This is a genomic window from Dehalococcoidia bacterium (assembly GCA_035310145.1).
In the GTDB taxonomy this organism is placed as follows: Bacteria; Chloroflexota; Dehalococcoidia; order CAUJGQ01; family CAUJGQ01; genus CALFMN01.
The window spans coordinates 18,757-30,513 of the sequence record DATGEL010000076.1; the positions used below are offsets into that span (position 1 = coordinate 18,757).

Genomic DNA, 11,757 nt, shown 5'->3' on the forward strand with positions numbered 1-11,757 from the left:
GTGGTGGGGCTACTCGCGGGGCTGCCAGCGCTCTTCGTGGACGAAATCTTCGACTGGCACGCGCGGGCGGCTCTCGCGCGGCGGCGCGTCCTCGGCCGGGTAGCCGAAGGGCAGCACGATCTGCACGTGGTGGTCGTCCGGCAGGCCCAGCACGGCGCGGGCGCAGTCGGGGTGGTGCATCGAGGTGGGGCAGCTCGTAATCCCTTCGGCCCAGGCGGCGACCATCATGTTCTGGGCGCAGCGGCCGGCATCGAAGGCGCCGCCGCCCGGCAGCAGCACCACGGCCACGGCGACCGGCGCTGAGGGCAGATGTTTGGCGAAGTCGCCGCAGCCGGCGATCGCGTCGCGCTGCTCCTGCGAGCGCAGCAGCACGAGGCGGCAGGGCTGCGAGTTCTTGGAGCTGCCGGCCATGCGTCCCGCCTGCAGGATGCGGTGCAGCACGTCCGCGGGGATCGGGCGGGGGCTGAAGGCGCGCGTGTCCTTCTTGCTGCGGATCGCGGTGTAGGCGTCCATCGTTGCTCCAGGGAATAGGTGTCAGGTGTTAGGGAATAGGATCAGGGAACAGTATAGGCGGCATGGTTCCAATGGCGCGCCGGCGCGGAACGGCGTCTGATACTCTGAAAGACGGAGGGCGATATGCGTACGAGACTGCTCAAGCAGGAGCCCGCCGCAGAGGACGAACAGCCGGAACGGTTGCGAGCGACGGGCGTGATCGGCAGCCGCGGCGCCTTCGTGATCCCGGCGGCGCTGCGGCGCAAGCTGGGGCTGACGGAGGGTCGCCAGGTGATCGCGGAGGAGAGCCCCAACGGTTTGCTGATCCGGCCACTAGCGGCGCGCATGAGCGAAGAGGAGCGGCAGCGGTTCTTTGAGGAGGCAAACCGGGATTACGCAGCATTGCGCGCAGCCCCCGTTGCCTGGCAGGAGGTGCTTGAAGAGCGCGCCCTCTGGGACAGCACCTTGATGGATGGGCTGGACCCGGACGAGGTCTGGACCGAGGATCGCACCGCCTACTTCAAGAGCGAGCAGAAGGATGGCTGACCTGCAGCGGGGCGAAGTCTGGCTTGCCGATCTCGATCCGGTACGCGGTCACGAACAGGGCGGACGGCGTCCGGTGCTCGTCCTCTCGGACAATCGTTACAACCGTGGCCCGGCTGACCTGGCCAACGTCCTGCCAATCACGTCGCGGCTGCGCGGCATCGCGTATCACGTGCGTGTACGTCCGCCCGACGGCGGCCTCAGTCGGGAGAGCGAGATCTTGTGCGACCGCCATCCGCTCGGCGGCAAAGGAGCGCTTCATCGAGCCCTGGGGGCGACTCTCCGGCGAAAAGCTGGGTGAAGTGGAGCGAAAGCTTGGCGCCCTGGTCGGTCTATAAAACTGGCCCGACCGCGGCTCACGTCGGCAGGATCTTGTGCGATGACGGCCATCAAATTGTTCACCGTTGAGGATGTCGAGCACCTGGCTTGCGAGGGCGAGGAGTATGAACTCATTCGAGGAGAGCTGATCGCGGTTTCACTGCGGGGCAGACTCCATGGCCGCGTCGCAGGCGCGACCTTCATGCCGCTTTATCTGCATGTGATCCAGAATGACGCGGGCGAAGTCTACCAGGGGGTCGGCTTCATCCTGCACCGCGATCCGGACGTGTTGCTCGGCCCCGATGTCTCGTTCGTGCGCGCCGAGCGCCTGCGTGATGCCGGCGAGGACGGCTTTCTGCCGCTGGTTCCCGACCTGGCCGTCGAGGTCATCTCGCCTACGGAACGCCGTGCCAAGATCGAGCGCAAGATCGCCGAGTATCGCGCCGCGGGCGTGCCGCTGCTCCTGATCCTGCGGCCGCGCCAGCGCACCGTCACCGTCTACGAACCCGACAGGCCGCCCCGCACCCTGCGCGAAGACGACACGCTGGACGGAGGCAGCGTGCTCCCCGGCTTCACCCTGCCCGTGCGCGAGATCTTCGCGTAGCCGCCAGCGCCGCTACCGCAGCTCGTAGGCTTCGAGCGCCTGGCGGACGATCGGGCCGGCCTCCAGCGAGCCGCTTTCGCCCGAATCGAGCACGACCACGGCGAGAGCCTTCGGCTGCGTGCGCGGGGCGTAGGCCACGAACAGCACGTGGTTCTGCAGGCCCTGGTCTTCCGCCGTGCCCGACTTGCCCGCCGGGTCCAGCCGCGAGCCCTGGAAGACCGAGTAGGCCGTGCCGCGCGGATCCTGCGCCACGCGCGTCAGCCCGTCGCGGATCACCTGCAGCGTGCTGGGCGAGATCGGGATCTGACCGAGCTGCTTGCTCTGGAACTGTTGCGGCTGGGCGCCGGCCACCGCCGGCCGCAGCTCGCGCACCAAAAGCGGGCTGCGCAGGTCACCGCCGCGCGTGATCGCGCTGTAGGCGTTCGCCACCTGCAGCGGCGTCACCAGCAGGTAGCCCTGGCCGATCGCCATGTTCACCGAGTCGCCCGTGAACCAGGATTGATGCAGCGTCTTCTGCTTCCAGTCGGGGTTCGGATCCAGGCCTGCCGCCTCGTCGAGGCCGTTGATGCCGGTGAGCCGGCCGTAGCCGAACGCCGCCGCGAACGAGGGCAGGATGTTCGGGTCGACCTGGTCCAGCATCAGCCCGGTCTGGTAGAAGACGGGGTTGCAGGAGGTCATCAGCGCGTCGGTGACGGTGATGTTGCCCAGGTCGTCCGGCCGCCAGTTCTTCTTCGGCAGGTTCTGGCCAAGGCCGTACCAGACGGGCGGGCAGGGCAGCGTGCTGCGCGGTGTCAGCCCGCCGCGTTCGAGTCCCGCCGTCGCCGTTACCACCTTGAAGGTCGAGCCGGGCGGATACTGCGCCAGCGTGACGCGGTTGAGGAGCGGCTTGGTGTTCTCATCGAAGATCTGCTGCGCCTGCGCGTCCGTCAGCCCCTGCACGAACCAGTTCGGGTCGAAGCTCGGCTTGGAGACCAGCGCCAGCACGCTGTTGTCGCCCGGGTCGAGCATCACCAGGCTGCCGGTGGACTTACTGGTGTTGAGCGCGGCGAATGCGCCCTGCTGCGCCTTCACGTCGATCGTGGTCACGACCTCGGCCGGCGGCGAGCCGGGCCGGTTCGCCAGCTCCTGCACGATTTGACCGTCCGGCGTGACGATCGCCAGCCGCGCGCCGCGCCTGCCCGCGAGCTGCGCCTCGAAGGTCGCCTCCAGCCCCGTCTGGCCGACGATGTCGTCCTCGGTGTAGCCCTCGTTCTTCAGCGTCTTGAGCTGGTCGGCGGTGATCTTGCTGACGTAGCCCACGACGTGCGCCGCCACCGGACCGAGCGGATAGACGCGCTGCGGCACGTCCTGCACGATCGTGCCGGGGATCGCCTCGATCGCGCTGCGCTGGTCGGCGGGGAAGCCGTAGGGCAGCGTCTTCAGTGTGATGAAGTAGTCGGGCGGGGTCTTCGGGTCGTCGATCTTCGCCTGGATGTCGCTTGCATTCAGGCCGAGCTTCTGCGCGAGCTGGGCGACGGCGGCGGCGCGGTCCTTCACCACCTGTGGGTTGGTCATCAGCGAGCGCGACGTGCCTACCTGGCCGACCTCGGCCGTGATCGCCAGCGGCGAGCCGTCGCGGGCGAGGATCGCGCCGCGCGGGGGAATGTCGGTGAAGCGGTGCACGAGGTTAGTCTGGCCGAGCTGGGCGAAGATCAGCGACGGCGTCCACTGGATGCGCCAGCCGGCAGCCTCGTGCGCGAGCTGAAAGGTGAGATCCTGCTTCACTGGCCCCCAGAGCGCGGTCGTATAGGTGACGGTGGCGGGCATGGCATCGGCGTTTTTATCCGCGGGCGGCGTGAAGCCGGACGCGATCGCGGTGATGCTGGCCTCGTCGGCGATGCCCTGGTAGCGGGCGACGAAGCGGTCGCGCGTGATGCTCTGCTGTGCGGCGCCGGTGAGCAGGTCGTACATGGCGGCGTACTGCGCCTGCTGCCAGAAGGCGAGGAACTGCTGCACGGTGTCGCTGGAGGGCGCGGAGGGCTTCGGCGTGGGCGGCTTGGTCGGCGGCGGTGTGAACGGCCTGCCGGATGCGCCGCCGGCGCCTGCGGCGGCGGGCGAGCCGCCGGGGTTTTCCGCCGTGTTCTTGTGCCCGCCGTTGTCGCAGGCGGCGAGCAGGAAGATGGCGACGAGCAGGAGGGAAAGTGCCAGGCGACGGGCGCTTCCGGGCGTTCGGCACTCACCCCTGCCCCTCTCCCAGGATTGGGAGAGGGGTACTTTGCGGTGCACTCGGACGCGGGTGGCGAAGCGAGGGAGCAGAGCGGACACGGCCGGCCTTCCCGGCGCCGAACGGCGGGGATTCGCGCTCGCAGGCGGTTACGTGGTTACAGTGTAACAGCCGCGCCGCGCAGCACCGAGCGCAACGGGACGCCGCGCCTCAGAAACGGTGCCGGGCTCATCGCGGCGCCCAGTACGCGATCGTGGAAGGTTGATACGCTCAGGCTTGCAGCTGCCAGTCAGCCAACCACAGAACCTCGGGGAGCTGGGCGATGCGGGCATGCGCCCGGCGATCGGCAGTCACCAGGGGAGCCTGTTCACGCTGGGCGAGTGCCAGGTAGACCGCGTCGTAGTACGTAAGACCGTACCGCGTTGTCAGCCGGAAGGCAGCCGACAGCAAGGCGGTGTCGTCGTACGTAGCAAGCGGCAACGCGAGAAAAGCATCGATCGCCGCCTGGGCCTGCTCAGGCGTCAACCGAAACGGTGTGCGAATCGTCGCGACCGTGAGAACGGATGGAACTTCGAAGCGGATATGGGCCGGCGCAAGCAACTCGAGATCGCCGGCCTGAAACTGCGTGAGCAGGAGGAGGGCTTGGTCGGCGTGTTCTTCATCCCGATCGGGTAAGTGCCACTTGGCTGCCACCGAGGCATCGACCACCAGCCGGTCAATCCTCGTCGTCGCCATACCAGATGGCATCCTCTCGGGCCATGCGAACGAGGTCAGCGGTCGTTAGCGGCGCGATCGAGGGTGTCTGAGCCCGGAGGAGCAGAATGCGCTCCACCGCCGCCTTGCGCCGCGCGAGTTCGTCCGGACCAGGCCTGTGGAGGGCCGTGACATGTTCGGCATTGATCGTGCCGCCGTCGGCCTGCGACGTCACCAGAACCCCCTGGTCGGTCTCCTCGAGAGCGACTTCGTCGCCCGGCTTCAGGTGGTGCCTGCGCATGAGATCGGCGGGCAGGGGCACGTTCCCCTCGCCCTGGATCCGTACCAGCCGCCTGGCCGCCATGAGATGATCTCCACCGAGCATCGCTGACGACATCGTAGCACCGATGTGCGTAAGCAGGGACGTACAGAACCGTCCCAGCGTGTGGGCACGCTTTCCACCGCTTACCTCACCACGCCGGCGGCGCGCAGCCGTGCGATCTCATCGCCGCTGATGCCCGCCTCGGCCAGCACGGCGTCGCTGTCCTGGCCGAGCGTGGGCGCGGGGCGACGGCTGCCGTAGGGCGTTTCGCTCATGCGCAGCGGACCGGCGGGCTGGCGCAGGGTGCCCAGCGCCGGGTGCTCCAGCGTAAGGATCATCTCGTTCGCCGTCACCTGGGGGCTGTCGAACACCTCTTCCGTCAGGCGCAGCGGGGCGCAGGGCACGTCGGCTTCATCCAGCAAGCGCAGCCATTCCGCCGTCGTGCGCTCGCGGAAGGCCGCCTCGAACAGGGGCCGCAGGGCCAGGGCGGCCTCGCGCTGCGCGGGCTCGGTCGGCGCGTAGTTGTTGCCGTCCACGCTCGCATCGTCGATGCCGAGCAGGTCACGCAGGCGGCGGCGAAAGCGGTTGTTGAGGCAGGCGACGCAGACGATGCCGTCGCGCGTCTCGTACGGGCAGTAGTAGTTGTTGCCCGCGTTGCCGGCGGGGCGGCTTGCGATCATGCTCTCGCGCAGCGCCGCAATCTCGGCGTAGCCGCGGGCCTGCGCGGCCGTGGCAGTTCCTCCCGCCGCTGCAGCGGCGGGGATCTCCGTTGGCGGATCCGCGATCGCGGCGAGGAAGGCGGCGCGCGGCGCCGCGTCGCGCGCCTCGATCGACTGAAAGGGACGGTACTGCACGCTGATCGCCGCGTGCAGCAGGCTGCCGGCGACGCGCTGGCCGCGTCCCGTGCGCTCGCGGGCATACAGGGCGCCCACGATGCCGTAGGCCAGGAACATACCGGCGGTCACGTCGGCGAGGGCGACGCTGGAGATCGGCGATGGCAGACCGTCCCGCAGCTTGCGCTCGTAGTCCATCAGCCCGGAGGCGGCCTGCGAGAGCAGGTCGAAGCCCGGGCGGGCGGCGTCCGGGCCTTCCGCGCCGAAGGCCGTGTTCTCGGCGTAGACCAGGCGCGGGTTGCGGGCGGAGAGCTGCTCCCAGCTAAGACCCAACCGCGCGGCCACGCCCGGCCGGAAGTTGGTGAGCAGCACGTCGGCGCGATCGAGCAGGCGCAGCAGCAGGGCCAGCCCGTCGGGCGTGCGCAGATCGACGGCGATGCCGCGCTTGCCGCGGTTGACGCCGAGGAAGCCGCGGCTCTCGCCCGGCGCGATCTGGTTTTGCAGCCGCCAGCGGTCGCCTTCCGGCGGCTCGACCTTGATCACGTCGGCGCCCAGGTCGGCCAGCATCATGCCGCAGTACGGCCCGGCGATGTAGTCGGTGCAGTCGATCACGCGTACGCCGGCCAGGGCGCCGCCCGTCCGTTCGTTCCTGTTGTTCATTCCGCTCGCCCCTCCCGCTCCGGGCCTATGGTAGCGGGTGTGGCGTGGCGCGTGGGGTGGGATGAGCATGAGGGCCGGCCGAGGCGCTAGCGCAGATCGACCAGCGTGATCTCCGCCAGTCCCAGGCTGGCGCGCAGGCCGTTCTCGTCGGCGATCATGCTGCGCTGGGCCGCCTCGTCACCGGCCGAACGGACGACAAACACCCGGGCCGCGGTCGCCGCGCCGCCGAGCTTGAGCCGCTCCTGCTCAGCAGTGTCGATGCCGGCCTGCGCGACGGCAGCCTGGTCCGGCGATCCGACAAGATAGATCGTCGCTGCCGGCGCGGGGCTGCTGTTCCCTGCCGGAGCAACGGCCGCCGCCGGGTTGTGGCCGGCCGCCGCCTGTACGGCATGGTGCGACGTTGCGCCGGGTCCGAGGCGCCGCGCGCCGAACACCGCGCCGGCGCTGAGCACGCCGACCAGCGCCAGCCCAACGCCGGCGGCGACCGCCACGCGGAGCGCCTTGCCGAGTCGCTGCCAACCGTTCGCCGGCGTGGTGACGGTCTCACCATATCCAGGCTCGCTGCGCATGGCGGGATCCTCCCGTTCGCGGCGGCAGGCGCCCCGCTGGCGCCATGCCGCCGTACGGGCAGATCCTCGATCGGCAGCGAGAGGCCGCCATCGTCAGTCTCAGCAGTTTTCGGATGGGCGAGTTTTTCGGGGAACAGCAGGCCGATAGCAGAGATCAGTTACCAACCGGTTTCGGGGGTTCATTCCTCATTCCACCAGGCCGCGGCGCAGCGCGTAGGCGGCGGCCTCGACGCGGTTCTGGGCGCCGGTCTTGGCGAAGATGTGGTTCACGTGCCGCAGCACGGTGTTGACGCTGATCACCAGCGCCTCTGCGACCTCGCGGTTGCTCTTGCCCGCCGCCGCCAGCCGCAGCACCTCGACCTCGCGCGCCGAAAGGCCGTTGGGATAGGCAACCCGCACCGGTGCGCTCGCCAGCCGGCGGTCAGCCAGCAGCGCCCGTGCCTTCGAAGCCCAGTAGCCCATACCCAGCTCGTCATACGCGGCGATGGCCTTGGTGAGGAGTTCGCGGGCACGGGGCACGTCGGCGCGGCGCCCGCGCCGCAGCAGCATCGCAGCATACTCGCGCTGCGTCTGCGCCAGGAACGGGCGAGCAGCCATCCGTTCATTCAGGGCGAGTGCTGACTGAAAGTGCCGCTCTGCCGCATCCCAGTCCTGCAGCGTCGCATCGAGCAGACCGAGATAGTGGTCCACGGCGCCGGTACAGACGAAGCCCCACATGAACATGGCAGTGCGGCCGCTGAACGGCGGCAACTGCTGTCTGAACTCGACGGCAAGCCCCCGATCCGCAATCGTGGCGCACACCTGAGCAAGCCGTGTGAGCATGAAGGACCATGCACCGCTGCGCCGCATGCCGCCATAGTTGCTGTTGATAACTTCCGTGAGGGTCGACCTCGCCTCGCTGTGCTGCCCCCGGCTGGCGAACAGTAGGCTGGCCTGAACAAGCTGAGGCGTTGCCGTCAGCCGCACACCTTCGGTGGCCTCCTCCAGCATGGCGGGATCATCGCCAAGGAGCTGATTGATAGTGATGAGCACATTGCGGCGAACCCAGCCCAGCAACGGCGCATTCGCGGCGTCCCCGAATCGTGAGTCCTCAGCCGCGGCGACGAGGCGCCGCGTCTCGTCGAAACGTCCATCGAGCAAGGCGCTCATGGCTTGAAATGCCGCGATCTGCGGTAGAAAGTAGCCGTCGTGAGCGCGTTCGGCGAGGGTAGTGAGGTGCGCAATCGCCTGGTCAACCGCGACGATATCGCCGCCCTCCAGCGCGTTCATCAGCTTGAAGCGTTCGCCATATTCGAGAAGCACTAGATCGCCGATCTTCTCGGCGATTGCACACATCTCGGTTGCAATGTCCCGGCGTTCCGCGGTTGGAGAAGCATTCAATAGCTGCCAGTGCCGCTGCCGAAGAGCGTACGCGAGGGCAGCAGGATCTTCGAGCTGCCGGGCCAGGGCCACGGCCTCTCGGCTGAGGGCATCGGCGCGCTCAAGTTCCGGCGGAACGCTCCAGGGTAGGCTTTCGACCAGCAGCCCGATCACCCGCACTCGCCAGCGGTCCTTCTCGGGCAACTGGCCCAAGGCCTCTTCCAAGAGGGCGATCTGGTTGGCGGTGGCATCCGAACTTCCCGCAAATTCGCCATACCCAAGCGCTGCTCGGGCGAGGGGTACCGCTTCGCTTGCCTCTCGTGCACTGGCTGCAGCTTGCCAATAACTGCGCCTCGACAGGCTGAGTTCACCGCTTCGGTACTGCGCCTGGCCGAGCGCCAGCAGCAGCTCGCAGCGTTCTAGGGGTGTGAGCGGTGGGCCAGCCTCGACGGCGGCGAGGGCTGCCTGCCAGTGCGCCGCCGCGACCTCCCAGGCGAAGACCGTCTCGGCCTGCTGCGCCGCCTGCCGCGTGTAGGCCAGCGCCTTCGCTGCGTCGCCCACGGCGCCGGCCAGACGCCAGTGACTCGCGAGCGCGGCGACGTGCGGGACGAGGTTGGCGCTGTACAGCCGTTCCAGCGCCTCGGCGGCGCGGCGATGCAGCCGCTCGCGGCGCGGCAGACTCAGCCCGGCGTAGACCGTTTCGCGAATCAGCGCGTGGCCGAACTGGTAGCCCGGGCCCGCCTCGCGTAGCAGGCCGGCCGCTGCCAGCACGTCGAGGGTATCCAGCAACGGCTCTTCCTCGATGCCGCACGTCTCGCGCAGTTCGGCAAAGGCGAAGCCGTCGCCAAGCACGGCCCCGGACTGCAGCGCCGACTGTGCCGCCGCGCTTAGCCGCGCCAGCCGCCGCCCGATCACCTCCCGCACCCCCGCCGGCAGCCTCCAGCGCTCCGTCGCCGGCTGCGCGTCGGTCAGGTCGATGCCGTCGCGCTGCAGGTGGCGCACGAGCTCGCCGAGGAAGAAGGGATTGCCTTCGCTCCGTCGCTGAATGGTGGCCGCGACTTCGACGGCCGGCGCCACGCCGGCCAGTGCCGCGGTCAACTGCGCCGCTTCGTCGTCCGCGAGTGCGGTCAAGTCAACCGACTCGCCTAACGCTTCGCGGCGCAGCACCGCTAACACGTCGAGCAGCGGATGCTCGCCGCCCAGGTCCTCGCGGCGAAACGCGCCGACGAGCAGCAGGCGTGCACCAGCCAGCCGCCGCGCCAGGTGTTGGAGCAGCAGCAACGAGGGCTTGTCCGCCCAGTGCAGGTCATCGAGCAGGAGCAGCAGGCCACGGCTCTCCGTGCCCTGCGCCAGCGCCAGCAACAGGTCGCAGACGTTCTCGAACAGCCGGTAGCGCTCGTGCTCGGGGCTGATTGCCGGCCGCGGCGGCAGATCGGGCAGGCGGTCGGCCAGCTCGGGCACGAGCAGCGCCACCTCGGCCGCGGCTCGCCCAAGTCGATGGCGCAATTCATCGTCGGGGCAGGCGCGGATATAGCCCCGCAGTGCCTCGCTGAAGGGCAGGTAGGGCGGCAGGCCCGCGCCGTCGTCGGCGCGGCCCGCGAGCACCAGCCAACCCAGTGCGGCCGCGCGCTCGCCCAGCTCGCCGAGCAGCCGTGTCTTGCCGGGGCCCGGCGCGCCGGCGAGGAGCACGACGCCGCCCTCGCCCGCGGCCGCCGCGTCCAGGCGGGCGAGCAGCGCGGTCAGCTCCTGCTGGCGGCCGACGAACGGCGGGCGCATGGTGGGCATGGCGGCGCTCGTTCCGCTGTGGCACGCTTCGGAGCCGCATCCGCAGTATTGAAAACGTTCGCACTCACGGATTTGGCGCATGGCCTCAGCCGAGCGAGGAAATGGAAAGCAGGAGAGAGACGATGGAAGCGAGTAGCGAGGAGCGCGGAGCAGTCTCCTTCTATTTTCTATTTCCTCTATCCTATTTCCTCGTCCCTCGTCCCGGCCTCAGCCGAAGAACGTGCCGCCGTTGACGTGCAGCACCTGGCCGGTGATCTGCCGCGCCGCCCCGGATTCCGAGGCGAGGAAGACGGCGGCGTCCGCGATCTCCTCCGGCTTGATGATCGCGCCGAAGGGCATGCGGCGGGCGCTGGCGGCGATCTCCTCCTCGCTCATACCGTCGCGCGGCTGGGCCGTGTCGGTCAGGCCCGGCGCGATCGCGTTCACACGGATGCCGTGCGGCGCCAGCTCCAGGGCCAGCGTGCGCACCAGCCCGACGATGCCGCCCTTGCTCGCCGTGTAGTGGGCGCCGCGCGGCGAGCCTCGATACGCCGCCTGCGAGGAGATGCAGACGATCGCGCCCGGCCGCCCCAGCGCCACCAGCCGCCGCGCCACGGCCTGGGCGCACAAAAAGGCGCCCTTCAGGTTCACGCCGAGCACGCGGTCGTACTCGGCTTCCGCGATCTCCAGGAACGGGGCGCGGGGGAAGATGCCGGCGTTGTTCACCAGCACCTCGATCGGGCCAAGCTCGCGCTCGGCCGTCTCGACCATCCGCCGCACGTCTTCGGCCCGGGAGACGTCGCCCTGCACCAGCGCCGCGCGGCCGCCCGCCGCGCGCACGCCCGCCGCCACCTGCTCGGCGGCCTCGGCGTCGTTCAGCCAGTTGATCGCCACGCTTTCGCCCGCTCGCGCGAAGGCCAGCGCCGTGGCCGCGCCGATTCCCTGCTGCGCGCCCGTCACCAGCACCACCCTGCCCGCGTCCGCCATCGCGCTACCTCCCACGGAAGCCGTTCTCTCAGTGTGGCAGAAGATACAATGTGGCGGCGTGACGCCGCGTCCGCCTCGTGCTCAGCGCAGTAGCGCAGTAGCAGTAATAGAGAAGGTGCAGCGATGGCTATCCAGTCGATCAACCCGGCGACCGAAGAGGTGCTGAAGAGCTTCGAGGCGTACTCGCCTCAGGAAGTCGAGCGCATCGTCGCCCAGGTGTTCGACGCCTTCACCCGCTGGCGCAAGACGAGCTTCGCGCAGCGCGCGGCGCTGGTGCGACGGGCCGGCGCGATCCTGCGCGAGCGCAAGGCGCAGTACGGCCGCCTGATCACGCTGGAGATGGGCAAGCCGATCGGCGAGGCCGAGGCCGAGGTCGAGAAGTGCGCCTGGAACTGCGAGTTCTACGCCGA

General features: G+C 69.3%; 12 protein-coding genes. 4 read left to right on the forward strand and 8 right to left on the reverse strand.

The features are described from left to right. Positions 1-9: 9 nt before the first annotated feature. Entirely contained in the window at positions 10-513 is a 504-nt protein-coding gene (locus tag VKV26_14170) for a nitroreductase (protein ID HLZ71043.1), read from the reverse strand. 123 nt (positions 514-636) lie between these two features. Between VKV26_14170 and VKV26_14175 the strand changes: the two genes are divergently transcribed. The 3 genes from VKV26_14175 to VKV26_14185 all read left to right on the forward strand — a co-directional run bounded on the left by VKV26_14175 (position 637) and on the right by VKV26_14185 (position 1,957). Further along, positions 637-1,038: an AbrB/MazE/SpoVT family DNA-binding domain-containing protein gene (locus VKV26_14175; protein HLZ71044.1), complete on the forward strand. Its 402-nt coding sequence runs from the start codon at positions 637-639 to the stop codon at positions 1,036-1,038. Further along, entirely contained in the window at positions 1,031-1,336 is a 306-nt protein-coding gene (locus tag VKV26_14180) for a type II toxin-antitoxin system PemK/MazF family toxin (GenBank protein ID HLZ71045.1), read from the forward strand. Before VKV26_14175 ends, VKV26_14180 begins: the two co-directional genes overlap by 8 nt. Positions 1,337-1,414: 78 nt before the next feature. Next, complete coding sequence (locus VKV26_14185; protein HLZ71046.1) at positions 1,415-1,957, forward strand: Uma2 family endonuclease; 543 nt, start codon at positions 1,415-1,417, stop codon at positions 1,955-1,957. Positions 1,958-1,969: 12 nt separating this feature from the next. Here the strand turns inward: VKV26_14185 and VKV26_14190 are convergent, their stop codons facing one another. From VKV26_14190 to VKV26_14220, 7 genes are all read right to left on the reverse strand, one after another. Then, complete coding sequence (locus VKV26_14190) at positions 1,970-4,261, reverse strand: penicillin-binding transpeptidase domain-containing protein (protein HLZ71047.1); 2,292 nt, start codon at positions 4,259-4,261, stop codon at positions 1,970-1,972. A gap of 169 nt (positions 4,262-4,430) precedes the next feature. Beyond that, positions 4,431-4,895, reverse strand: a complete 465-nt coding sequence (locus VKV26_14195) for a type II toxin-antitoxin system VapC family toxin (GenBank protein ID HLZ71048.1) — start codon at positions 4,893-4,895, stop codon at positions 4,431-4,433. Beyond that, positions 4,876-5,217: an AbrB/MazE/SpoVT family DNA-binding domain-containing protein gene (locus tag VKV26_14200; protein ID HLZ71049.1), complete on the reverse strand. Its 342-nt coding sequence runs from the start codon at positions 5,215-5,217 to the stop codon at positions 4,876-4,878. The genes VKV26_14195 and VKV26_14200 overlap by 20 nt, the downstream gene beginning before the upstream one ends. 101 nt (positions 5,218-5,318) lie before the next feature. Further along, positions 5,319-6,668 carry a CoA transferase gene (locus VKV26_14205; GenBank protein ID HLZ71050.1) on the reverse strand — a complete coding sequence of 450 codons (1,350 nt, stop codon included), beginning with the start codon at positions 6,666-6,668 and terminating at the stop codon, positions 5,319-5,321. Positions 6,669-6,754: 86 nt separating this feature from the next. Then, positions 6,755-7,237 (reverse strand): hypothetical protein, encoded by a 483-nt coding sequence (locus VKV26_14210; GenBank protein ID HLZ71051.1) that lies wholly within the window; start codon positions 7,235-7,237, stop codon positions 6,755-6,757. 186 nt (positions 7,238-7,423) lie between these two features. Next, a complete protein-coding gene (locus VKV26_14215) occupies positions 7,424-10,381 on the reverse strand; it encodes an AAA family ATPase (GenBank protein HLZ71052.1) in 2,958 nt (985 codons plus the stop codon). Between the two features lie 207 nt (positions 10,382-10,588). After that, positions 10,589-11,347, reverse strand: a complete 759-nt coding sequence (locus VKV26_14220) for an SDR family NAD(P)-dependent oxidoreductase (protein ID HLZ71053.1) — start codon at positions 11,345-11,347, stop codon at positions 10,589-10,591. 123 nt (positions 11,348-11,470) lie between these two features. On the opposite strand from VKV26_14220, the gene VKV26_14225 reads away from it, so the two are divergent. Beyond that, a partial coding sequence (locus VKV26_14225) for an aldehyde dehydrogenase family protein (GenBank protein ID HLZ71054.1) occupies positions 11,471-11,757 on the forward strand: 287 nt, incomplete at its 3' end.